The sequence below is a fragment of the Nocardia vinacea genome (genome assembly GCF_035920345.1).
GTDB classification, from domain to species: domain Bacteria; phylum Actinomycetota; class Actinomycetes; order Mycobacteriales; family Mycobacteriaceae; genus Nocardia; species Nocardia vinacea_A.
Genome location: NZ_CP109149.1, coordinates 947,495 through 970,988, shown reverse-complemented (window position 1 = coordinate 970,988; position 23,494 = coordinate 947,495). Strand labels below are relative to the sequence as shown.

Here is a 23,494-nt window from a genome sequence, read left to right as displayed (position 1 = left end):
CGCATCGCGGGCAGCAGCGTGCTCTGGGCTCCAGCGCGGAGGTTCGGCACAGCAACGCGCAGTGGTAGCACCGTAGAATCCGGCCGCGCAGTCGGCCGATCGGCGTTACCCGCGTCCCACTCGTCTCCTTCGAGGTTGTTGCCGATATTCGCGATTGTTCGATTACGCGGGGACAGTGGGTTGGCTGGTGTTCAGGCGCGTCCGTGGCGGCGTTCGTAGTCCAGTCGCTGTGCTGCTGCGCGGTCACGCTGTCCAGAGTCGGCCAGGGCGGGATCGAGTCCGTGCTTGACCAGGCGCGCGCGACGGTAGACGAACATCAGGGCAGCGGTGAAGTAGATCAGCGGCAGATATAGCAGTGCCATCATCGCCAGGCCCATCCAGAGTGGCCCCGGGACCAGCAGAAACAGGCACAGCACCGGGATGATCGGGATGAGGAACCGCATCAGGTAGCGCCGGGTCGCGCCGAGGCCGGTCAGATCGTTGCTCACCCAGTCCGACATCGACGCGGGCAGGGTGCGCCCGCAGATGTAGGCGATCCGCTGCGGGAGTGTCGGTGTCGTCCGTTCGGTCATCTGATCAACATCCTGGTCATGTTCGCAATTATGCAACTAGTATCCCCCATCGGCGCACAGCGGCGGTCATGCAAGCCGCGGCTAACACCCTCGATCGAGGAGAATCCGATCTGTTTGCTAAAATTCGCAAGTCTTCAGATCGCTGGTTCGCGGTATGCCAGCCGCCACGGGCGCGTGGGCAGTGCTGAGATCTTGTAGGTTGCCACCTCAACCGGCTGATCGTTCGTGAGATCGGGGCGTCGAATACGGTTCGGGGCCCGGCACTTCCTCCCGAGGCCCTTGCTCGTGGTTGCGGCTTCCCGGAGATGGAGACATGCCTGGCGGGAGTGCGATTTCTCACGAGGCGACCTGCTGGCTAACTGATTGCACGATTTCTAAACTAAATACGTACGCGAATCCGAAGGAGAGCAGCAGTGATCGATAGCTCCGCCCCCACGGTGGCCGCCTCGGCCCCGACCGATCATTCCGGTGTCGCCGCCTGGGTCGAGAAGGTGGCGGAGCTGACCGCGCCGGATCGGATCGTCTGGTGTGACGGCTCCCGGGCGGAATGGGACCGGCTGACCGCGGAGCTGGTAGCCAAGGGCACCTTCGTGCCGCTGACGGCCAAACCGAATTCGTTCTGGTGCATCTCCGATCCCGATGACGTGGCGCGGGTAGAGGATCGCACATTCATCTGCTCGGAAGATCCCTCGAATGCGGGGCCGACGAACAATTGGGTTGATCCGGTCGATATGAAGACCGTGATGAGCGAGCACTACCGTGGCGCGATGTCGGGGCGCACGATGTATGTGATCGCGTTCTGCATGGGCCCGCTGGATGCCGCGGAGCCGAAATATGGTGTGCAGATCACCGATTCGGCCTACGTCGCGGTGTCGATGCAGATCATGACCCGCTCGGGTACACCGGTGTGGGAATCACTCAGCGGTGAAACCGAATTCGTGAAGTGCCTGCACTCGGTTGGCTCGCCGCTGAGTCCCGGCGAGCAGGATGTGCCGTGGCCGTGCGATCACACCAAATACATCGCGCATTTCCCGGAGTCGCGCACTATTTGGAGTTACGGCTCCGGGTACGGCGGCAACGCCCTGCTGGGTAAGAAGTGCTTCGCGCTGCGGATCGCCTCGGTGATCGGCCGCGACGAGGGATGGCTGGCCGAGCACATGCTGATCCTGAAACTCACCTCCCCGCAAGGCAAAACGCACTACATCGCGGCGGCATTCCCGTCCTCCTGCGGTAAAACCAACCTCGCGATGCTCGAACCGGCGCTGCCCGGCTGGAAAGCCGAGACCATCGGCGACGATATCGCCTGGATGCGCTTCGGCGCCGACGGGCGACTGTATGCGGTGAACCCGGAGGCCGGGTTCTTCGGAGTCGCACCGGGGACCGGCGCGAAAACGAATCCGAACGCAATCGCCACGATCGAGGCCGGGAACTCGATCTTCACCAATACCGCCCGCACCGACAACGGCGATATCTGGTGGGAGGGGCTGACTGAACAGCCGCCAGCGCACCTGATCGACTGGCATGGAAACGACTGGACACCGGAGGCGGGAACACCTGCCGGGCACCCGAATTCGCGCTATTGCACACCGATCGAGCAGTGCCCGTCGGTGGCTCCGGAGTGGAAGGACCCGACCGGAGTGCCGATTTCGGCGATCTTCTTCGGCGGCCGCCGGGCCACCACGGTGCCGCTGATCGCCGAATCCTTCGACTGGGAGCACGGCGTTTTCACCGCGTCGGTGCTGTCGTCGGAGACCACCGCCGCGGCGGCGGGCAAAGTCGGTGTGGTGCGGCGTGATCCGATGGCGATGCTGCCGTTCCTGGGCTACCACGTGGGGGACTACTTCGCACACTGGCTGAAACTGGGCGCGGCCGCCGACCCGGCGAAGTTGCCGAAGATCTTCCAGGTCAACTGGTTCCGGCGCAGCACCGACGGCAAGTTCCTGTGGCCGGGCTTCGGCGACAACGTCCGGGTTCTGAAGTGGGCCCTGGAACGCCTCGACGACGAGGCACCCGCGCTGTGGACACCTGTCGGTCTGGTGCCGACCCCGGATGCGCTCGATCTCACCGGGATCGCCGGCGGGTATCGAGACCTGGTGGGTGACGCGCTGGCGGTCGATATCGAGGAGTGGGTGGCCGAGACCCGTTCGATCGATGAGTGGTACGCCACCATCGGCGGCAACCGGCTGCCCGAGGTACTGCGCGAGCAGTTGGCCGCTCTGAAGTTGCGCCTGCTCGGCGCGCGCTGATCGTGCGGTCACTGCTACCGACCTGGTCGGAATGGCGGCCCGCGCTCCGGGCTCCCGGCGCGGATCTGCTGGCCGGGTTGATCGTGGCGCTGGTGGCGTTGCCGCTGGCACTGGGATTCGGCATCAGCTCGGGGTTGGGCGCGGCGGGCGGTTTGGCCACCGCCATGATCGCGGGCGCGCTGGCGGCGGTATTCGGCGGTTCCCGGTTCCAGGTGTCGGGCCCGACCGGGGCCATGACAGTGGTGCTGGTACCGATCGTGCATGCCCACGGCGCCAGCGGCGTACTCGCGGTCGGGTTGATGGCCGGGCTGCTGCTGGTGGTGCTGGCGGCGGCCGGGGTCGGGCGCGCGGTCAGGTACATGCCCGCCCCGGTGATCGAGGGGTTCACCGCGGGTATCGCGGTCGTGATTGCGCTGCAACAGTTTCCGGCCGCACTCGGTATCACCGATGCCAGCGGCGACAAGGTGTGGCAGTCGGCCGTCGACACGGTGCGGCGCTTCATCGAGACACCGAGCGTGGCCACGCCGGTCACCGCGCTCATGGTGGCCGCAGTGATCCTGATCGGTGGCCGCTATCTTCCCAAGCTGCCGTTCGCGGTGGCCGCGGTCGCCGCCGCCACTGTCGTCGCGGCGGTGTTCGATATGGATCTCGCCCGCATCGGGACTATTCCATCGGGGCTACCCGCACCGTCGCTGAGCTTCGTGCACCTCGACGAACTCGGCTCACTGATCGGACCGGCCCTGGCGGTGGCCGCACTCGCCGCACTCGAGTCACTGCTGTCGGCGACCGCGGCGGATTCGATGTCAGTGGGCACTCGGCACAACCCGGATCGGGAGCTGTTCGGCCAGGGCTTGGCCAATATCGCCGCACCGCTGTTCGGTGGTGTGCCCGCGACCGGGGCGATCGCCCGCACAGCGGTCAACGTCCGCTCCGGCGCACGCACCCGCCTGGCGGCACTCACCCACGCCGCAATCCTGGCGGCGATCATCTACCTGGCCGCGCCGCTGGTCGCCGACATCCCGCTGGCCGCGCTGGCGGGTGTGCTGCTGGCAACGACCGTGCGCATGGTGGAGACGGCGTCGCTGGCCGCGATCGGGCGGGCCTCTCGGGGTGATGCGATCGTCATGGCGGTCACCTTCGGTGTCACCGTCGCACTGGATCTGGTCACCGCCGTTGCGGTCGGTGTCGGTTTCGCAGTCGTGCTCGCACTGCGTTCGGTGGCGCGGGAGGCCCGGCTCGAACAGGTGCCGCTGGATGAGGGCGACCATCTCGCCGAGGAACACGACCTGCTGCGCGATCACATCGTCGCCTACCGCATCGACGGACCGCTGTTCTTTGCCGCCGCGCACCGGTTCCTGCTCGAGCTGGCCGACGTCGCCGACGTCAAGGTCATCATCCTGCGCATGGCCAAGATCACCGCGTTGGACACCACCGGCGCGCTCGTGCTCAAGGACGCCATCGGCAAGCTCGAGCACCGCCACATCACGGTGCTGATGTCGGGACTGCGCAGCGACCACAGACGCCGCCTGACCGCTATCGGCGCACTACCGGCCGACGGCGCGCAGAGCATTTTCGCCACGACGCACGAGGCGATCGACCACGCACGCCGGTATCTCCCGGTCTCCCACCGAGGCCACCGACCTCCGCACCTGCTGGAACAGCCCACCACCGCGGCGGCACACTGACAGGCTGCCTCGTCGGATCCGAAACGGGTAGGCCGCGTCATGGGCGGCCTGCATCCCTGCGAGCAGCACGGTCAACCGCATCGCCGCGACAACCACGCCGCCGCCCTCGCCAACGACGTCGGCTTGACCAACGCCCACGCCCAGCGCATCCGTGGACAGCTGCTGCGGATCAACGAGACCGTCACCGGAACGAGGTTGCTGCGCGCGCGATCCGGCCGGGCGGTGTTGTGCTGCAGGCGCTTCCCGATACCGACCAGCTGCGATCGATCGCCGCCGAGGTTGCCGAACTCCCCCTCGGCGAGGCGGGTGTCTACGACCGATTCGCCGGTACCGGAGTCCTGGCCACCGACGATGCCCGTGCGCTCGGCTATCCCGCCCGGGCCAGCGGTATCACCACCGACGCCAGAATCGAACACCCGACCGTCGAACTGCCGGTGACCGAAGTCAGCGCGACCGGCGGTGATGTGCTGGCCCGCTACACCGTGCGCCGCGACGAGTCCGCCGCATCGGCCGCACTGGTCACCGAGCTGGTCCGAAACCACAGCGGGCCAATAGAATTCACGACCAACCCGGCACGAACACCAGCAGCGGCGAGCGGCGTCGGTATCGTGGAAGGCTGGCGCGTCACCATCGTGCGCCGGGTCGAACTCGACGACACCCACCACATCACCCGCGCCAACTCATCGCCTTCGGCGGCGGAATCGATAGTCACTGTCGACGCCTCACTCCCACGAATCGATCCACTAAAGTATGTATCTTAGAAAATCTGCAATCATTGCGCCCGTGTAAACGACTCATGCTCGGCTCGAAATGTCAGCTCGCGGACTTGCTGATCAACGTCGGCTCGACTGGCCCCTCGAGCAACTCGGCTTGACCGGCGACGACTCCGGTCAAGATCGCCCGCGCCACCGTCAACAGCTCTGCAACCCGCGGCGAGGTCAACGCATACGACACAGACAGTCCCTCGCGGCGAGCGGTAACCAGCCCGGTCCGGCGCAGGATCGCCAACTGCTGAGACAGATTGGCGGCCTCGATACCGACTTCCGGCAACATCTCCGAGACCGCGTAGTCACGTTCACTGAGCAGCTCCAACACCCGGATCCGCGCCGGATGGCCCAGGGTCTTGAAGAAGTCGGCCTTCATTCGATAGAGCGGCTGGCGCGCATCGCCCATGATGTTCTCCACTCATCCGAAACCCGACCACAACAGAGATTAATTTCTAATCTTAGCAACTCGCCTAGTCAGCTCCTGTCGACGCGCTCGCCGCCAACGATACGGTCACCACGCCGGAACGGATCACGTCCGGGAACACGACGAGGTCCGTCGATTCTGGAATCAGCAAACATCGGTCGATACCGTGCCGCTCGCACTCCCAGTCCCATTTCCGCGCGGCGGGTCGGCGGCAGGTGCTCTACACGAATCCAGGTCGAGTATGCATGCGTTACTCGCGGCGTAAGCGTGTAGACGAGTGTTCCGGATGGGCCGAATATCGGCGATGAGGTGTTCACGACGGAGATTCGAATCTCTTTGCGCAGCAGGGCGAGCACCAGCTGAGGCCGAAGAATGGACCAGTGAGGTTTTCAACAGCAGGTGGTTGCGCGCTGTGGTTACTGTGCCGCAGCGGCTGTGTCATTGGTCCTGTCCGAGCGCGGTAAGGGGTGCCGCTGTTTCCTCGAAGAGGGTCAGGCGGGAAGAGGTCGAAGAAGCCGTCCGGGCTGTCGTAGTGCCCGCACCAGGGCAACAGCCGGACCCGTACTCCAGTATGAATTCCGGCGCGATCAGCTCTCGCACCCGGTCCATGTCATGGTGGGCCAGGGCCACCGGCAGAGTTGATCTCCTCACCGAGTTCGCTGCCGCGGGACCAGGCCTCCGGACGATCCGGTCGATGTCCCAGACAACCTATTCGACCTCACGCCCCACCCGACGTTGACCCGCGCCGTCAGCGGATCAGCCTCAGCAGGTGGTGGCGCCTCGCTCCCGTCGTCGGCGGCAGCGGCAACTCCGGGCGCGAGGCACTCGGCGAGCGCTACTTGCGCGGCCAGTAATCCAAGCTGCCCTCGCAGCTCGGGCGCGATGTCGCTACCTTCCAGGTCGAGGGCAGCCGAATGTAGCTGAGCGCGTGCGGATTCGAGCGCATCGAAACTCCCTGGAGCGATCACGCCGATCAGACTATCGACATAACCGGGTGCTGCTGCCCGAAACTCCGCTCCATTCGCCGACCGCATCATGCACACGCCCATCCGGAACGCGCCCTGGCGGACCCCGACGAACCGAACCCTTCCGGACAAGGGCCGAATCGGGGCAGCTCGATGCCTGGCCGGTTTCCGGTCGCGTCAGTCAAGACGGCCGATCGCCGAGAGTCGTCTTCTGGTTTCGTTTGCGGGCGCGGTCCAGCAGTTCTGTGATTCCGTACTCGATTTCGTCGGCGATCAGGTCGATATCGGGGGTGGTGTCGTAGTCGCCGGTGATACCGAAGGTCAGCCGGTCGGTGTAGCTGAGGATCGCGATGGTGGTGCGCAGTCGCATGGCGATCGGGATACAGGGCAGGATTTCCAGGACCTCACGGCCCTGTAGCGATAACTTCCGCCTCGGGCCGGGGACATTCGTAGCGAGCGCGCTGACACCGTGCTGGGGGTAATGCATGGCCAGCCGCAGGGTCCACGCGACGAATGCGAACGGGAGCCGACCCGCCATCGACAGCACGGACTTCTCGGCTTCGGCCTCACCGTGTGATCGGTGTCGTGCGATGCGCTGGTGGACGGCCGTGAGCCGCTCGACCGGATCGGAGATCTCGACCGGCAGGTACGGCAGCATCGCCGAAACTCGGTTGTCGAGAACGTATTTCGCGTCCTCGTGACGCATGGACACCGGTACCAGAATGCGGATCTTATCGGCGGTCGGTTCCTCGCCGCGCTTGTGCAGCACGGTGCGGTAGGCCGAGGCGACGGCGGCGAGGGCGACATCGTTGACAGTCACACCGTATGCGGCACGGATCTCCGCGATGTCCGCCAGTGACGTGCGTGCGACGGCGTAGCGCCGCTGTCGGCCGATCGGGCCGTTGAAGGAGGAGGTGCCGGTCGGCGTTACCGCGGCGTACACGACCGGAATCAGGGCCCGCGTCATGTCGATGGCCATTCTCGGCATGGCCATCGACAGTCGAATGCTCTGGGCCGCCAATCCGAAAGCGTTGATCTGTTGACGTCCGGTGGTCGGGCGCGGCGGACTTGTGCTGGGGACAGGATCGCAGAAACTCTCGAACAGGCCGATGCCGGACGCCCCGTCCACCATCGTGTGATGGGCTTTGATGATCAGCGCCCAGCGATCCTCTGCCAGATGCTCGACGACGATGCACTGCCACAGCGGGTGGTCTCGGTCGAGTCGTTCCTCGAGTTCGGTGGCGACCAATTCGCGCAGCGCCGCCTCGTCGCCGGGCTCCGGCAGCGCCGTCCACCGCAGGTGATGTGCCAGATCGAAATTTGGATCGTCCTCCCACACCGGGGCGGTGAGATCCGCGACGGTCCGGCGTACTCGCTGGCGGAGCCGACTATTGCGCACCAGGCTGCTGGCCATCGCGGCGGTGAACTCCTGGCGTGTCGGTACCGGACCGGCGATGATCGCGACCGCGCCGATACCGAGACTGATGTGCCGGTCGGCGTCTTCCATCTCCATGAAACCCGAATCGAGCGGACCCAATTCGCTCATCGCAGCCCACCTACCCCGGCAGCCGCCGAGGCCCGGCCACCGGCTGGGAAACTGCCTGCTATAACGGCAATTCTTCTCGGTGGGGTGCCGCGGGGGCAGATGCCCAAGGTAACCGGGGATGGTGACGTTGGCCCCCGACACTCGGGCCAGCGCGTGGAACGGGCGCAACCGATGTCCTGCCGCGCAGCGCGGTGCGGGGCCTACTGGCCCGCGGCGATGCGGAATACCGGATAGTCCGGGGCGATGCGCTCGAAGTCGGCGACCGGGGCATCGCGTGGTATCGGGATGTGCGGTCGCGCGCCCGGTGCCAGTTGGAGGTAGCGCCGTAGGATCGGGGCCCGGCTTTCCGGATCGACCGACACCAGCCGGACCGCTTCCCGGCGACCGTGCCGCAGGATGGCTCGGCCGTCTGCGGCGGTCAGATTGCGCACCCAGTTCACGTTGGCACCGAGCATCGATACCACATAGCGCCGACCGTCGAATTCGGTCAGCACGATCGGAAACCAGATGAGGCGACCGCTGCGCCGGCCCCGGATCCCCAACGCCGCGACCCGACGGGGCATGATTCCGGCCGCGAACGCGCGGGCTGAGAGCCAATTCTGTACGCGCGCGAACAGGTTCGGACGGCCGGTGCGATACAGCCAGCGCAGATAGTCGTGATACCACCACATGATCCGCTCCTCCGTTGCCGCAGTGTGCTATTCGAGTCAGGGGGGCGCTAGGCGCGAGCCCGGAAGGTCCAGCCGGGAGCCAACTGTTCGATCTGTCCGCGGCATTCGATCTCGATCGGTGGCAAGTTTCCCGGCTCCGATCTGACCTCGACGTCGCTGCCGCTGACTCGGATTCTGAGTTGGTGCCCGCGGTAGGTGATCGGGAATGTCAGCGCACCAAGGGATGACGGCCAGTGCGGCGCGAATATCAAACGCTCGCCGCGGGTTTCGAGCCCAGTGAAGCAGCGTTGCAACAAATCGATGCTGCCTGCCATAGCGCCGAGGTGGATACCCTCGGCGGTGGTGCCGCCCTGGATGTCACCGATATCGGCCTCGAGGACGCTGTCGAAGAATTCCATCGCTCGTTCCCGGTTGGCGCGGGCCAGCACCCAAGAATGGACGACGCTGCTCAGCGTCGATCCGTGCGAGGTCCGTGCGAGGTAGTAGTCGATGGTGCGAGGGATCATCGATGCGGGCAGGTCGTAGCCGAGTTCTCCCAGCAGTTCCAGCAATTCGTCGGAGGACAGCAGATAGAACAGCATCAACACGTCGGCCTGTTTGGCGGCCCGGTAGCGATTGATGTCGTCGCCCTCCGCCTCGAGTATACGGTCCAGTCGCTGGATATCGCCGTACCGCTGCCGGTAGCGTGCCCAATCCAATTCGGCCAGTTGGTCGTAGCCCTCGAACTGGCTGATGATGCCATCATGGAGCGGCACGTTCATGCGGCGGCTGACCTCGGCCCAATGCTCCGGCTCCGATGGCGCCACCCCGAGGGTTTCCAGCAGTTCGGTGCGTTCGCGCGGCGCGAGCAGGTCGAGGGCGTCGAGAGCGCGCCGGATTGCCCACACCGCCATGATGTTGGTATAGGCGTTGTCGTCGATGCCCTCGAAAGGGCGTGCCGGATAACCGGAATGGAATTCGTCCGGTCCGATCACCCCCCGAATTCGGTAGCGGTCCCGGGTTGCGTCGTAGGTGGCGATGCTGGCCCAGAACCGGGCGATCTCCACCAGCATCTCGGTGCCGCATTCGCGTAGGAACTCGCGGTCGCCGGTCACCTGGTAGTACTGCCACACGGTATAGGCGATCGCGATACCGATGTGATTCGCTCGCTGGCTCGGGTCGGGATTCCAGCGCCTGGATCGTGGATTGAGATGCATTTGCTGGCTTTCCTCGCGCCCGTCGCTGCCGGACTGCCATGGGAACATCGCTCCGGAGTAACCGTTTTCGTGCGCCGCGCGCCGCGCCTCGGGCAGTCGCCGGTAGCGATACCGGAGCAACGATCGGGTCAAGGCGGGAAAGCGCAGGTTCAGCACCGGGAAGACGAACAGTTCATCCCAGAACACGTGTCCGCGATATGCCTCACCGTGTAGTCCACGCGCCGGGACACCGACATCGAGATCGGCGGTATTGGGTGAGAGCGTTTGCAGCAGATGTAACAGATGGACGCGCAGCACACGAGCCGCGTTCTTGCGGTCCTCGAGCTCGATGGACAGCCGATCCCACAGGCGTTCCCACGCCGCGACATGGCCGTCGAGCAGTTGCCCGAATCCGCCCTCGGCGCTCAGCCAGCGCACGACCTCCTCCTCCGGCGTCGAGGTCGCGTGATCACGCCCGGTGCAGATGGTGACCGTCTTCTCCAGGGTGACCGCCGCCCCGGCGGTCACCTCGACGGTGAAATCGTGTCCGATCGCTCCATCTTGTTCGACGAAATCCCCCGCCCGGACGATCACTTCCCCGTTCTGCATAATCCTGCTGCGCGCCGCTAGTGCCACCGGAATTTCGGACCGATTGGTCTGCACTGCGAGCAGCACCGAATCAGCGGACAGCTTTGTACCCTGTATGTCGGTGAGATGGTCACCGGACAGTCCCCGATAGCGTTGCACCAGTTCATTTCGGATAGCTCCGTCCAGGGCCGAACGGATCACCAGGCGTCCCGACCAGTTCTCGGCGACAACCGTCGTCTCCAGAGCGCAGACATGCGGTCGGTGCATAGCGACCACCCGTCGGTGCTCGACCGCGGTGATCCGGCCCGCGGCATCGCGGAACCGGAAGCGGCGGGTGAGCACGGCCCGGCGCAGGTCCAGTTCCTGCCGGTAGAACAGCAATTCTGCGGTGTCGATATCGAACCACGGGCCGTCCTCGATCCGGAACGACACCGGTAGCCAGTTCGGCAGGTTCACCAGACTCTCATTGGAGACTTGCCGCCCGGCGATTTCGTCGGTGAGCCGGTTGTAGATGCCGGCCGCATAAGTCCCGGGATAGTGGTGCTCCCCCGCCCGTGCCTCCGGCGCCGCGCCGCGCGTGGCGAAGTAGCCGTTGCCGAGCGTGCACAGTGCTTCTCGGAGTGTCTCCGTCTGGGGGTCGTAGCCGTCGAAGGCCAGCGTCCAGGCATCGGCGGTGTCCGCGTCGGATTCGCGATGCAATGTCCCGGCGAGCCGGTCGAGGACTTTCCTGACCCGGTCCGGCCCGTCCACCGCGAACCGTGCGGCGGTGCGCCGATCGCCATCCTCGCTGTGGCGCACCACGATTCCGATTCCGTGTGCGGCGACCGCGTCGAAGGCGTCTTCGTCGGTGAGATCGTCACCGAGGTAGATCGGCAGCTCCGGGCGGGCGAGCTGATCCAGGATCCAGTCGAGCGCCCGGCCCTTGTCCCAATCCGTATCGGGGCGCAACTCGGTAACCTTGCGACCGCTGGAGATACGAAGCCCGGACTGTTGCGCGACCGCGTGCACGGCGCCGATCACACTGGCCACCACCTCCGGTGCGGCGTTGCGGTAGTGCACCGCGACGGCGAATCGCTTGTGCTCCACCAGAATTCCGGGAGTTTCGGCCACACGACGGGTCAGCTCATCCGCGGCAGCGGCAATGGCGTGCTCGGCGGTCGGTGCCGCGTCGTGTACGTGGTATCCGCCGGCCGGATCGATCAATTCGAAACCGTGGCTGCCCGCATACCAAATTCCCTCCAGACCAACCCGCTTACGCAGGTCCGTGAGATCGCGACCGCTGATGATCGCGACCGGGCAGATACCGGCAAGTTCGGTGATTGCGGCCGCCGCGCCTTCGACCAGGGCGGCGGCGTCCGGATCGGGCACGATCTGGGCGAGTGTTCCGTCGAAGTCCATCAGCACGGCCACGTTCGCGGTGTCGAGCAGAGTCGATATCCGGGGCCAGGACTCCAGCGCACCCGGAAGCTCCGACATGCGTCGGAACCCGGCGCGCACCCGCACCTCGGCCAGATCGGCAACCACGACATCGGCCCCATGCGCGCGCAATTGATCGGCGTGCCCGGTTCGATCGATACCTATCACCAGCGCGAAACCGCCGCGCCGTCCGGCCGTCACCCCCGCTTCGGCGTCCTCGGCCACGACCGTCCGGCCCGGATCCGCGCCGAGCCGCCGAGCCGCCTCGACCAACATGGCCGGATCGGGTTTTCCCTGCAGCCCTAGATTTTCGGCCACGACCCCGTCGACATGTACCGCGAACAGGTCCCCGATCCCGGCCGCCTCGAGCACCTGGGCACAGTTGCGGCTGGCCGAGAAGACCGCGGCACCGATCCCCGCGTCACGCAGTTCACGCACCAAGGCGACGGTGGACTCGAAGACCGGAACGCCGTCGCGGGCCAGCCGATCCTGGAACAGATGATCCTTCCGGTTGCCGAGGCCGCAGACGGTGGCGGCGTCCTCCGGATCGGACGGAACACCCCAGGGCAGCGAAATACCGCGTGCGGCAAGGAAATCCGCCACGCCGCTATATCTCGGCTTGCCGTCGACGAAGCGCTGGTAGTCCGCCGCGGTGAATGGCGAGCGGTCCTGCCCGGGCTCGGCGGGGCGAGACGCCAGGAAGGGGTCGAACAGGTCGGTCCACGCGGCGGCGTGCATCGAGGCACTGTCGGTGACCACACCGTCCATATCGAAGATCACCGCGTCGTATCGGCGCGCGTCGATCAACTGTGCGGCCTGCTCGCCTGTGTTCACAGCTCTAGCCTGGGGCGATTTGTCGGCCCGATCAAGAGCCGGAGGTCATGCGGAGAGCGGCCGAATGCCCCGCCACATCCCGGCGATCGGGTGGATGTCGGGAACCGACAGCTTCTGCTCGGCCGCGGCATCACACCGCACCATCGGTGTACGGCGATGGCTGGCCGCTGGCTGGAGCACAGCGCTCGCAAGCTTTCGCCAACCCTCCCGCCCCGACCAGCGGCCCAATTCCTGTCTCCGCGCCGCGGCCGACCGTGCGGACCGCCATCGGCGCCACACGCGGCTGATTCCTCGTTTATCGGTCGCCGCGGCGCAGCAGCGTCATCGGGACCAGATCGAAATGCATGTGCATCGCATTGCTCGCCGGGACCCGCGTGAACACGATCCGGCCGGTACCGATGCCGAACCGGGTGAGGTCGACCCGGAATACCCACGGATCACTGGGGTCGTCAGGGTGCAGCGGCAATCCGCGCAGCAAGCTCGGGACGGGGGTTAAGAGCCGTAGTACGGGCCTCCCGGAATGGATCCGGACCTGTACCCCAGCGCCGATCATGGATCGGGCACGAAGATCGGTGAGGGCGCCGGGCAGGCGGTAGTAGCCGCAGATCTCGTTCCAGATCTCCGGATGGTGACCGACATCGGTTCGAATCGCGTCGGCGCGCACACCCAGCAGATCGTTCATCAGCGCGGAAACCTCCGCGGGTAGCCACAGCATGGCACGGTGCGCGCCGTTGGTGCTTGCGAAGATCCCGAGTCCGTCGTCGGGCGCGACCCAGATCTGGGAGTCGAACCCGGGCAGTATGCCCTGATGTTCGACGATTCGATGACTACCCGCGACACCACGGAAGAAAGCCAGACCCATCCCCGGTATCCGCCGATCCGGCTGATACTGCGGCTCGAACATCGTTGCCAGCGTGCTGGATTCGACAACCGCACCGAATTCGTTGGCCCCGCCGCCGGAGAGCGCTGCCAGATAGCGGGCCATGTCGCGGGGCGTCGAGTAGGCCGACGCGGCTCCGGCGGTCACCATCTCGCGAAGGGCGATGGCGCGGGGTCCGTTGCCCCGCAGGTGGTAGCCCGTCGCGAGGCGAGCACGCATGCTCGGCGTGAGCTCCAGGTCGGTATCGGTCATGCCGAGTGGTCGGAAGATATTCTCGCGCAAATACTGTGCCAACGAGATTCCACTGACATCCGCGATGATCTGCCCGAGCGCGGCGAACCCATGGTTGGAGTAGGTCCACCGAGTGCCGGGTTCGGCCCGCAGGCACAAGCCACCTCGGTAGTAGTCCGCGAGTGCTGGTATCGGCGTGCCGAGCTCCACGCTCTCGCCGAAGTCCGGCCGCAAAACCCGTGTGGGATGTACTGTCTCGCCGATCCCCGCAGTGTGAGTCAACAAGTGGCGCACGGTGGCGGGCCGAAAACCGGGGTCGGCGGGAACGAGCGCAAAGGCGCGCAAGTACCTCTCGGCCGGGACATCGAGGTCGATCAGGCCGCGCTGCACCAGCTGCATAATCCCGATTGCGGTGAACGTCTTGGTGATCGACGCGACCCGCACCACCGTATCCACGGTCATCGGCCGATGCGCGGCGAGATCGGCGAAACCGTTGCCGGAGAAGAACTCCAACCTCCCCGCCCGCACGACCGCTAACGCCGATCCCACCATCGCCCGACGAGCCGGCAAAGCTTCGACCCGATCCCCCACACTGCTTCGTTCGATCACCGGCATAGCGACTCCGATCGACTCCTGGGTAGGACCGTTCATCACCGCCGTGACCCCGGCGGCGCGGCATGCGCGTGCAGCGTCTCGAGCCGACTCACATATTCCTTCTCATCGATCTCGCCGCTCGCGAAGCGTTCCGCGAGCAGATGCTCGGCGGTCCGCAGCGACGGACCGGTCGAGGCGGGATGATCGGAACGGGTGACCATGCGAACCACCAGTACGAACGCGGCGATCAGCAGACCCCAGAACAACACCATCCCGACGCTCATCCAGGCGTAGCCCCACCCATTGAGGTCGTGGTCGTACCAATACATCATCTCGGGCATCTCCTCGACATCACGAACCGGGCAGACTGCGGATCGGTTCGGCAGGTAGCACCACTGTGCGCCCGCACACACGGCATCGGCAGGGCCGATCGCCCTGTCCTGCGGGTACCAATGACACACGCGCCGAATAACACCTACCGACGACTTCCGGTGCCCCGGCCCAGCGCGGCGTCGGCCGAGTAGGCGCCCGCACCGACGATGAGCAAGAACACGCTTCCGCATAGTTGGGCCAGGTCGACGCGGGATTCGTGCACGAAATCCCACCACCCGGACTTGCCGGTGAACAATGCGGCCGTACCCCAGAGGATGGGCAATTTGGTGATCAGCAGCGCGCCGATCATGTCCACGATCATCGGGATCGCCGCGAGCCGCATAAGCAGACCGACCAGAATCAGTGCACCGCAGCCGATTTCGAATACTCCGTCGAGTGCTGCAACGAATCCCGCCGCCGGGAGATCAGCCTTGTCGAACCGGCCGGCCGGTGCCGAGCGTCTCGGGCCGCAGGAACTTCAGAATGCCTTCGAAGAGAAAGACCGCGCCGACATACAGGCGGATCAGCACCACCGAGCCGGGCGCGGTGGTCGCAGTGATTCGAGCGAGCCAGTTGCCGTCGGTAGACATGCGACCTGCCTTTCGAACCACAATTCTATGAAACCCGGCACTGCCGTCGCCTGATCCGCACCGCAACTGCCTCCGATGGGTCATTGGTCCCGGTAGCCCGGGTACCACGACTCTGACCGATAAGCCCCGCTTTGCACCACGCTGAGGGCATGGAATCGAATACACCCCGGATCGCGGTCATCTACGCGACCGCAGAGGGATCCACTCGTGATATTGCGGAGTTCATCGCCGATGATTTCCGCGCTCGTGGCGCCGATGTGGAGTTGAGCGACATCGAACACGCGCCCGACCTGTCCCACTTCCGCGCGATCGTACTCGGTAGCGCGGTGCACAATAGAGACCTCCTGCCAGCCGCGACAACCTTCGTTCGGACCCATCGCGAAGCGCTGCGCAACACCGATGTCTGGATGTTCAGTGTCGGTCTCGGTCCGGCACTGCGCGGCCCGATCGGGCGATGGATCGGCGGCAAAGTGCCGCAGAAGATCGCGGCCCTCGTCGCGTCGGTCGCCCCGTGGGACTATCGCGCCTTCGCCGGGCATTACGAACGCGCCGGTGTCTCGCTACAGGCACGCACGCTCTACCGCCTCATGGGCGGCGGACGCTACGGCGATCTGCGCGACTGGAGCGCGATCCGCACCTGGTCGTCGATGATCGCGCAATCGCTGGGCCTGCCACAGCCGCAATCGACGACGGTCGCGCCCTGACCAGAGGTCTGACCGACCTGCCTCGAAGTTCCAAGCCAGCAACCGTTCCACGTTGTGCGCCGCGGACCCCGACGCGACGGCCGAAAGTCATCGGGAACTCCCTCGGATATCCGAAGGTCCCCCGGCAAGCGTCGGTTCGGCCCTGTTCGACGGCACCGTCCGCCCGTAGCGTCAATTGCACCCTCCACCCAGTTTCACATCAGGAGGAGACCGACATGCTGGCGCGGGTCATCTACGAATCGATGTTCGGCGACACCGCCGCCATCGCCGCTGCCATCGCTCAGGGGCTCAGCGAGTACGCCACCGTGGAGCTGCTCAACGTGGCGGCCGCCGCGGAGCTGCCCCAGCCGGCTGCGGATCTGTTGGTGGTGGGCGGGCCGACACGTATCCTCGGGCTCAGCCGACCCCGGACCCGCCGTGATGCCGCGCAACGGACCGACGCGCTGGTCCCGGTCGAGATCGGCATCCGGGAATGGCTCGACGGGGCGCTGCCGGTAGTAGCGGGCACCCAGGCCGCGGCCTTCGGCACGAAGGCCGTGAAGCCATCATGGTTGCCGGGCTCAGCCGCCCGCAGTGCCGGTAAACGATTGCGGCGCTTAGGTTATGAACTCGTCGACGAGCCGATGGACTTCTTCGTCGACGGCGTGACCGGACCACTGGCCGCAGGTACGCTGGAATGCGCTCGCGCTTGGGGCGAACGCCTCGCACATACCGAGGCCGATCGGATCGCGCATCGATTCTGAGGCCGACCCCGGCCGGACCATCGACCACCGGTCGGTCCGCGTACGTCGGCTTCGTTGGCACAGTCAGCGACGGACATCATCGTCGCCGCCCGGCCCAGCCGAGCACGAAAACCGCCGAGCCGAGCAGCACGCACACCGGTTGCAGCCAACTGGTGTGGCGAATAACAGCCAGTTGCACCACAATCCAGCCGATCAGCAGCAACCCGGAGGTCATTGCGATCGACGGCGCGTATTGCTCACCGCGGGCGGTAAGCAGCGCGGTCGCTGCCATCGGGGCCCGACAATGAGACCGAGCGCCACTCCGCTGAGGACTGGGCTGTGTAGCGGCAGTCAGCTATCGATCGCCGGACCGAGGTCGACGAGACCGAATATCATCGCCAGCGCACCGGCCGCAGCCCAGATCGCCAACATTCCGGCCAGGAACATCAGTACAGCGCTCCGGGGACCGATTCGCTCTACCTGGTGTGTGAGAGCCATGGCACCGACTCGGGCGGAAATGAGTAGGGGCCGTAAGTCAGCAGTGCCGAGGTCAGACGGCGGTCGGTTCGAGTACGTCCAGCAAGCGCTGGCGGGCGAGTCGTTCACACAGTTCCGGCATTGCGCCGGATGGGGTTCCAGCAAGATCCCGTGCACACCCGTCGACGACACCGATCACCCGTTCTCGGGAGACCCTGTCGCTGAATTCCGAACACAGCCGATCGATGGTCCAGGCCATCGGTTCGGCTTCGCACTGCATCCGTTCAAAGCAATGCACCGTCTGAATATCGGTCACGCGACATAGCCTCCAGTCCGGGCGCCCGCGACATCAGGGCCGAAAGTCCTTATTGCCGACGGAGCGGTCCTTTGTCGAGCAACCGGTGTCCGCTGGCAGTACCGCGAGTGGTGTTCCGCAAGCGCACAGCCACGGATACTCGTCGGCCAGCCGATAGGTGAGCGCGCTGATCAGGGTGTCGCCCGCGCAAGCCTCGCTAGGCGGCGGCGGTGACGGAGCCGAAAGCCAATGGTGGTCCCATGATCCGGGTAGACGGCACCCGGCGCAACGTCGGTGGTGACGGCGTGCGCGGCCGAGCCGTTCCGCTGCGGCGGACCAAGGTCGTCGCCCCTGCTGCCGAATGACCCTGTGCCCACCGCCAGTTTCGGAGGACCGTACGGATATGAAGACAGTGACAGCTTGCGCGATCGGAATCGGTACATACCTGGTCGGGTTGGCGGTGGGCTATGAAGTGATCCTGCGTGATCGCTGCCTCACCTGGGGCTCCAGCGACAACGAGATCACCCGTGCGATGCCGGGTGATGACCTACTCACCGACCCGGATGTCGTTGCCACCAGGTCCATTACGATCGACGCGGCTCCAGAGCGGATCTGGCCGTGGCTGGTCCAGATGGGACCCGGCCGGGGCGGTGCCTACACCTACGACTGGATCGAGAACCTTTTCGGACTGAATATGCACAGCGCTGATACCATCCTGCCGCAGTTCCAAAACCTTGCCGTCGGTGACACTTTCGTGCTCGGTGCGACCGGCCCACGGATGCGGGTGGCCGTGCTCGAACCCGAACAGGCACTGGTGTTCGCCTCGACGGACGGGCACTGGGTGTGGGCGTTCGGGCTCTATCCGAGCGCCGAAGGCACTCGACTGGTCAGCCGCAACCGCATCGCGCTGCCCGAGGCGGCGCTGCCCACTCGCGTACTCAACCGGTTCATCATGGAGCCGGGCAGTTGGATCATGGAGCGCAAGATGCTGCTCGGCATCGAACAGCGCGCCGAGCGCACCTCTGCAAAGGCCGTACCTTCCGTCATACTGCCCGACCCACCCGCCGCGGTCGGCGGCCAGTGACCATGGACTTTCAGGAACGGGCGTAAGGCCCGCATCGACTGGCGTATCGCCCGACGACACTCGACGAAATGACCGATAACGGCGTAACTGATCATGGCCGACAGTCGCAGCCGCGGCGGCTTCACTAGCCTGTTGCTCGGCCGCACATCCAATTTCCTTGTATAGCAAGCCTATTGCGCCGTCATGGTCACCCGAACCGCACAGCGGCCCCATCGTTCGAGCGCGGACCCCACCGAACCCCGGCGTTTAGCAGCGCTGTTCGACTCTCGATTAATGAAACTCGGTTCGCACGGCTATGCCGGGCAGCCGACGCTGTCGCACGTGCGATGGGCCTGTGACCTCGGATGCGGGGTCACAGGACTCGACAATGCATGACCTTTGTCTCTGCTCCGGGACCGCGCTGAGCGAGATGCTCGAACCAGGCAGCCGACCACGAAATTCACCAGAGGTGGCAGCGCCGTCGAGAAGAGGTGATCCGGGTGTCGCAGTACCCGTCACTGTCGGTCCGTATCTGGAGGACGCGACCGTGGAATACCAATCCGCTGATGCGGACGTCGGATCGATTCGAGGCGCTGGTCCGGATGCTGGCCGCTGCGGCGGTGCTGGTCGCCATTCCGATCGCGGGTGCGGCGGGCACCGCGGGCTATACGGCGGCGGCGGCGCGGATCAGCTCTGATAATTCGGCGAAAGTCGCTGTGACGGGCACAATTTCGGGGGACTTGAAGCGGACCGCAGTGGTGTCGGCGCGGTCGGAGATGACCGAGACCCACGCCGAGGCGCCGGTGCGCTGGAATCAGAACGGCCGATCCGGCACGGCGACGATCGAGGTCCCGGATACGGCGACCCGCGGCGATGAGGTCACAGTGTGGCTCGCCCCCGACGGCTCTCCGACCGGTCCGCCACAGCGATCCAGTGTCGCCGTCGGCAACGCGATCGGCGTCGGCCTGGCCGTTCTGGTCGAAATCTGGGGCACCGTCCTGTCCCTGGTCGGGTTCATCGCGTGGGCATTGGGCGCTCGTCGACGTGCTGGCTGGGAACGGGAATGGCGGCAGATCGGTTGGCAGACCGGCAGCGACCGGCGGTGACGATGTCGACCGAGTTCGGGAAGGGTGCCCGCGCATTCCGTTGGCCCGGCGTCGCGGTCACCGTCGTCGACGCAATCACAAGCGGTGCCGCGCTAGAGCCGCCCGCCAGATAGCCAAAGTCCACGGTGCCAGGCGTATCTTCTTGGCCGTCCCGGTAGGCGCACGCGCCATAGTGACCGAACTCTCCGGGGTAGCCGACGAAGTGATCTGCCTGCGGACACTGTCGAGTCTTTCCATTGTCGGCGAATGGTATTCGCAGTTCGGTCGTACCTTCGACGACGAGGCCCTCGGGCTGCGGCACCAGGCCGCCAGAGCCGAATTGCTACGTCGGGCCGCCGCGGATCTCTCGGCGCCGCCGACCGGCTCGAGTTGACCGTTCAACGGCGGACAGGTCAGTGAGTCGACCTAACGCCCTGAGAGCAACTCCACTCGAAGACGCGATCGGCTCCCGCTCTCGCCCACGCTCGCTGGCCAACCCGATGCTGCTCACCGCGGTGGCGGCGGCCTGCGGGCTGTCTTGCGGGCGAAGTGCAGGCTGACCTCAACGGTCGTTCGGTATCCGCGTCAGGTGTGATCGGCCCGCGCCATGCCGTCGTCGCGGCGATCGGCGTAGAACTCGGTGATCGCGGCGTACGCCCGGGCGCCGTAGACGGTCGCGGGGCCACCGTTCATCAGGAAAGTGACACCGATCGCCTCGGCGGCCTCCGCCGGCGTGGCACCGTGCCGCACCGCGGCGTGGGCGTGCGCGGCGATGCACCCATCGCATTCCTTGCTCACCGCGATCGCCAAGGCGATCAGCTCTTTGGTCTTCGCGTCCAACACTCCTGCGGCGAGCGCGGCATCGTGCAACTGCTTGTAACCTGCATACACATCCGGTATCGCGCGCCGAAGCATGCGGGTCGGAGCACGCAACTCGTCTCGGACCGCCGTACCGTAGCTGGCCATACTCATTCCCTCCGGCTTGTTCTGACACGTCCACGATCCGCTGGTCGACCGGTCCACGATGCGGTCTTTAGTCCTGTTCGGGCGTGGCTTTGGTCGTGGTCTAGACGCCTGGGCGGATGTAATGGGGTCGGCGAGAATTCGCGGTCCGGTGAGACCAGGAAGGACTTTCGCCCCTTACCAGGACAGCCCCATTTTCCAGCGTTGCAACATGGGCAATTTGTCAACGACCGCGAGTTGTGTGGAGGCAACGTGATCGGGGCCGTGCGTGATGAGGCGACAACCGGGCCGGGCTGACGAGGTGCCGGAGCGAACTGATCGGGCAGCTCAGTCACCGCTGGCGCTGTTGTTATGGGTGGCGGCAGGGCTCTCGTGGCTCACCGATCTCGGCGGCGCTATTCGCCTCGCACGATGCTGATCGGGCATCGCACCGAGTGCAGGAGGGCGGTGCTGGTCGAACCATGCAGCCTGCCACCGAAGCCGCCGCGCCCGTGGCTGCCGACGACGACAAGTTGGGCGTTGTTCGCCTCCTCCAGAAGGGCGCGCGCCGGGTTGTCGCACATCAGGACTCGGCGTACCGAGACATCGGGATAGCCGTCGGTCCAGTCTGCCAGGCTTTCGGCGAAGAGTGTGTCCTCGGCGTTCGCTATGCCCGGCCAGCTGACCTCGGACAGGGCAAGTCCACTGGTGTCGCTCCAGGCATGCAGCGCGATGAGACTGACCTTGCGCCGGGACGCCTCCTCGAAGGCCAATTCGATGGCCGGCATGCTGTTCGGTGTGCCGTCGACGCCGACCAGCACCGGCTTGCATGCCGAGATCGCGTCGGTGGCCGAGGTGGTGTGCACCACGGTGACCGGACTGTGGGCGTGCCGGGCAACCGCGGCGCTGACCGAGCCGAGCAGCACGCGGCGTACGGCGCCGAGTCCGCGGCCGCCGACGACCAGCATTCTGGCCTGTTCGGATCGGGCCAGCAGCGCCGGGGTTATCGGCTCGTCGATCGCTTCGGTGGAGATGGACAGTGCCACATCGGGTGCGGCCGCCCGCGCCACTCGCGTCGCATCGTCGAGCACCCGCTCCGCATCGGCGCGCAGTTGGTCGAGATCGTCCTGGGTGAGCGTCATCGACGGGCCGAATCCGTACGGGATCGCGAACGACGTCACGATCTCCAGGTGGCACCGGTGCAGGGCGGCATCGACCGCCGCCCATGCCACCGCCTGCCGGGAAATGGTCGAACCGTCGACCGCGACCACGATCGGCGCGTCGGCCGCGACGGCGTGCGTATGGGTTTTGCTGGGCATCGTGCTCTCCTGATCGGATGTGCCATCCGATGCAACGCTCGCAGCGCGCGGTGATCGCAGAAAGGGTCGAAAGACCTGTTCAGCGTGCCGATCGGTCCGAATCCAACCGTCGCGATACCCGCCAAAGGGGACCAGGCCCCAGCCGAGGCGGTGCCTATACCTACGGCGATGACCATGGGCCTTCGGGAACGGGAGTAAGGCCCATATCGACCGGCACGCGGTCGGACAACACTCGAAGCCATGACCGACAGCGGCACTACCCCAGTTCATTCCGGGCCGGACCATCCGACGGTGCTGGCAGCTATGCGTTCGGCCGGCCGGGCACCGTCGGTGCACAACACTCAGCCGTGGCGCTGGGTATTCGACGGCGTCCGGCTGCACCTCTACCGCGACAACGACCGATTACTGACCTCGACCGACCCGCTCGGCAGACAAGTGGTGATCAGCTGTGGCGCGATGCTGCACCACGTGCGCACCGCGTTCGCCGCCAACGGGTGGCACACCGACACCACACGGCTGCCCGATACGCAACGCTCTGATTATCTGGCGGTTATCGAGTTCCGGCCGTGGCCGGATCCCCCGATGGGTGTGCTGGCCCGCGCCCGCGCCATCGAGCACCGACACACCGACCGGCTGCCGCTGTTCGCACCCTCGAACTTGGCACAGCTCATGCACACTGCGCGGATGCTGGTAACACCCCACGACCTCGAACTCGACGTCCTGGACGAGAGCGCCTATACGAACCTCGCGGTGGCCTCCGAGAACGTCACTGCGGTACGCCGCTACGACACCGAGTATCAGACCGAATTGCATTGGTGGGCTGGCCATTCCGGCGATCCGGAGGGTATCCCGTGTGAGGCTCTGATCTCCGCCGCCGAATTCGCCCGCGTCGGTGTCGGGCGCACCTTTCCCTCAGCACCGCATTCCGCGCGCCGCGACAGCCTCGAGGACCAGGCACGACTCCTGGTACTCAGCTCGCCCCGCGAATCCGTGACAGCCTGGCTGCACACCGGTGAGGCACTCTCCGCCGTGCTACTGGAATGCACCGCGGCCGGATCGGCGACCTGCGCGCTGACCCACATCACCGAGATGCCTTCGGGCCGCAAGGCTATCGCGGGGATGCTGCCTCACCCTGGTATCCCACAGGTCGTGATCCGCGTCGGCACCGCACCCGACGACGAGCCGCAGACCCCGCCGACGCCGCGCCGCCCGCTGACCGACATTCTGACAATGAACCACCGCTGAGCCGACTACGGCAACGACGATGGGGCGGCAGCGGGAACTTCATGTCGCCGTGATCGGTGACATCGGCCGCGCCGCGAACCCCGGTA

At 65.8% G+C, this 23,494-nt stretch carries 23 protein-coding genes and 2 pseudogenes; 10 read left to right on the top strand and 15 right to left on the bottom strand.

All coding sequences use genetic code 11. The annotated features are described in order from the left end of the window. Positions 1-191: 191 nt before the first annotated feature. Positions 192-572, bottom strand: a complete 381-nt coding sequence (locus tag OIE68_RS04625) for a DUF5313 family protein (protein WP_327098153.1) — start codon at positions 570-572, stop codon at positions 192-194. 413 nt (positions 573-985) lie between these two features. Here OIE68_RS04625 and OIE68_RS04620 point away from each other — a divergent pair, with 413 nt between their 5' ends. From OIE68_RS04620 to OIE68_RS04610, 3 genes and pseudogenes are all read left to right on the top strand, one after another. Next, positions 986-2,818: a phosphoenolpyruvate carboxykinase (GTP) gene (locus OIE68_RS04620; RefSeq protein WP_327098152.1), complete on the top strand. Its 1,833-nt coding sequence runs from the start codon at positions 986-988 to the stop codon at positions 2,816-2,818. Between the two features lie 2 nt (positions 2,819-2,820). After that, positions 2,821-4,503, top strand: coding sequence for a SulP family inorganic anion transporter (locus tag OIE68_RS04615; protein ID WP_327098151.1), 1,683 nt, complete (start codon positions 2,821-2,823; stop codon positions 4,501-4,503). 90 nt (positions 4,504-4,593) lie between these two features. Next, a pseudogene (locus tag OIE68_RS04610) lies at positions 4,594-5,180 on the top strand (formate hydrogenase); the annotation flags it as partial. Positions 5,181-5,316: 136 nt separating this feature from the next. Here the strand turns inward: OIE68_RS04610 and OIE68_RS04605 are convergent. The 9 genes and pseudogenes from OIE68_RS04605 to OIE68_RS46955 all read right to left on the bottom strand — a co-directional run bounded on the left by OIE68_RS04605 (position 5,317) and on the right by OIE68_RS46955 (position 15,556). Then, positions 5,317-5,676: an ArsR/SmtB family transcription factor gene (locus OIE68_RS04605; RefSeq protein ID WP_419150678.1), complete on the bottom strand. Its 360-nt coding sequence runs from the start codon at positions 5,674-5,676 to the stop codon at positions 5,317-5,319. Positions 5,677-6,840: 1,164 nt separating this feature from the next. Next, positions 6,841-8,205 carry a wax ester/triacylglycerol synthase family O-acyltransferase gene (locus OIE68_RS04600; protein ID WP_327098150.1) on the bottom strand — a complete coding sequence of 455 codons (1,365 nt, stop codon included), beginning with the start codon at positions 8,203-8,205 and terminating at the stop codon, positions 6,841-6,843. Between the two features lie 200 nt (positions 8,206-8,405). After that, positions 8,406-8,876, bottom strand: coding sequence for a nitroreductase family deazaflavin-dependent oxidoreductase (locus OIE68_RS04595; protein WP_327098149.1), 471 nt, complete (start codon positions 8,874-8,876; stop codon positions 8,406-8,408). A 47-nt stretch (positions 8,877-8,923) separates the two neighbouring features. Then, on the bottom strand, positions 8,924-12,889 hold the full coding sequence (otsB, locus tag OIE68_RS04590) for a trehalose-phosphatase (RefSeq protein ID WP_327098148.1): 3,966 nt from the start codon (positions 12,887-12,889) through the stop codon (positions 8,924-8,926). 295 nt (positions 12,890-13,184) lie between these two features. Then, complete coding sequence (locus OIE68_RS04585; protein ID WP_327098147.1) at positions 13,185-14,615, bottom strand: serine hydrolase domain-containing protein; 1,431 nt, start codon at positions 14,613-14,615, stop codon at positions 13,185-13,187. Positions 14,616-14,650: 35 nt separating this feature from the next. Continuing rightward, on the bottom strand, positions 14,651-14,926 hold the full coding sequence (locus OIE68_RS04580; RefSeq protein ID WP_327101572.1) for a hypothetical protein: 276 nt from the start codon (positions 14,924-14,926) through the stop codon (positions 14,651-14,653). A 143-nt stretch (positions 14,927-15,069) separates the two neighbouring features. Then, a complete protein-coding gene (locus OIE68_RS46965) occupies positions 15,070-15,288 on the bottom strand; it encodes a hypothetical protein (RefSeq protein ID WP_419150677.1) in 219 nt (72 codons plus the stop codon). 24 nt (positions 15,289-15,312) lie between these two features. Continuing rightward, a pseudogene (locus OIE68_RS46960) lies at positions 15,313-15,360 on the bottom strand (hypothetical protein); the annotation flags it as partial. Positions 15,361-15,391: 31 nt separating this feature from the next. Further along, positions 15,392-15,556 carry a hypothetical protein gene (locus OIE68_RS46955; protein WP_419150676.1) on the bottom strand — a complete coding sequence of 55 codons (165 nt, stop codon included), beginning with the start codon at positions 15,554-15,556 and terminating at the stop codon, positions 15,392-15,394. Positions 15,557-15,705: 149 nt separating this feature from the next. On the opposite strand from OIE68_RS46955, the gene OIE68_RS04570 reads away from it, so the two are divergent. After that, complete coding sequence (locus tag OIE68_RS04570) at positions 15,706-16,260, top strand: flavodoxin domain-containing protein (RefSeq protein WP_327098146.1); 555 nt, start codon at positions 15,706-15,708, stop codon at positions 16,258-16,260. 215 nt (positions 16,261-16,475) lie between these two features. Continuing rightward, positions 16,476-17,003, top strand: a complete 528-nt coding sequence (locus tag OIE68_RS04565; RefSeq protein ID WP_327098145.1) for a hypothetical protein — start codon at positions 16,476-16,478, stop codon at positions 17,001-17,003. 76 nt (positions 17,004-17,079) lie between these two features. Here the strand turns inward: OIE68_RS04565 and OIE68_RS04560 are convergent, their stop codons facing one another. Genes OIE68_RS04560 through OIE68_RS04550 form a run of 3 tightly spaced genes read right to left on the bottom strand, consistent with a single transcriptional unit; the run spans position 17,080 to position 17,775 of the window. Further along, on the bottom strand, positions 17,080-17,274 hold the full coding sequence (locus OIE68_RS04560; RefSeq protein WP_327098144.1) for a hypothetical protein: 195 nt from the start codon (positions 17,272-17,274) through the stop codon (positions 17,080-17,082). Positions 17,275-17,333: 59 nt separating this feature from the next. Further along, positions 17,334-17,480 carry a hypothetical protein gene (locus OIE68_RS04555; protein ID WP_327098143.1) on the bottom strand — a complete coding sequence of 49 codons (147 nt, stop codon included), beginning with the start codon at positions 17,478-17,480 and terminating at the stop codon, positions 17,334-17,336. Positions 17,481-17,532: 52 nt separating this feature from the next. After that, positions 17,533-17,775 carry a hypothetical protein gene (locus OIE68_RS04550; RefSeq protein WP_327098142.1) on the bottom strand — a complete coding sequence of 81 codons (243 nt, stop codon included), beginning with the start codon at positions 17,773-17,775 and terminating at the stop codon, positions 17,533-17,535. Between the two features lie 209 nt (positions 17,776-17,984). Here OIE68_RS04550 and OIE68_RS04545 point away from each other — a divergent pair, with 209 nt between their 5' ends. The 4 genes from OIE68_RS04545 (at position 17,985) to OIE68_RS04530 (ending at position 20,296) form a co-directional block, all read left to right on the top strand. After that, entirely contained in the window at positions 17,985-18,119 is a 135-nt protein-coding gene (locus OIE68_RS04545; protein WP_327098141.1) for a hypothetical protein, read from the top strand. Between the two features lie 38 nt (positions 18,120-18,157). Next, positions 18,158-18,838 (top strand): SRPBCC family protein, encoded by a 681-nt coding sequence (locus tag OIE68_RS04540; RefSeq protein WP_327098140.1) that lies wholly within the window; start codon positions 18,158-18,160, stop codon positions 18,836-18,838. 545 nt (positions 18,839-19,383) lie between these two features. Beyond that, a complete protein-coding gene (locus OIE68_RS04535; RefSeq protein ID WP_327098139.1) occupies positions 19,384-19,923 on the top strand; it encodes a hypothetical protein in 540 nt (179 codons plus the stop codon). A gap of 142 nt (positions 19,924-20,065) precedes the next feature. Continuing rightward, positions 20,066-20,296 carry a hypothetical protein gene (locus OIE68_RS04530; protein WP_327098137.1) on the top strand — a complete coding sequence of 77 codons (231 nt, stop codon included), beginning with the start codon at positions 20,066-20,068 and terminating at the stop codon, positions 20,294-20,296. Between the two features lie 191 nt (positions 20,297-20,487). Here OIE68_RS04530 and OIE68_RS04525 read toward each other — a convergent pair whose 3' ends face one another. Beyond that, the gene (locus OIE68_RS04525) at positions 20,488-20,868 is read right to left on the bottom strand and encodes a carboxymuconolactone decarboxylase family protein (protein WP_327098136.1); all 381 of its coding nucleotides are present in this window, start codon (positions 20,866-20,868) and stop codon (positions 20,488-20,490) included. A 392-nt stretch (positions 20,869-21,260) separates the two neighbouring features. After that, positions 21,261-22,163 carry a universal stress protein gene (locus OIE68_RS04520; protein ID WP_327098135.1) on the bottom strand — a complete coding sequence of 301 codons (903 nt, stop codon included), beginning with the start codon at positions 22,161-22,163 and terminating at the stop codon, positions 21,261-21,263. Positions 22,164-22,403: 240 nt separating this feature from the next. Here OIE68_RS04520 and OIE68_RS04515 point away from each other — a divergent pair, with 240 nt between their 5' ends. Continuing rightward, entirely contained in the window at positions 22,404-23,408 is a 1,005-nt protein-coding gene (locus OIE68_RS04515; RefSeq protein ID WP_327098134.1) for an Acg family FMN-binding oxidoreductase, read from the top strand. The last annotated feature ends 86 nt before the right edge of the window (positions 23,409-23,494 follow it).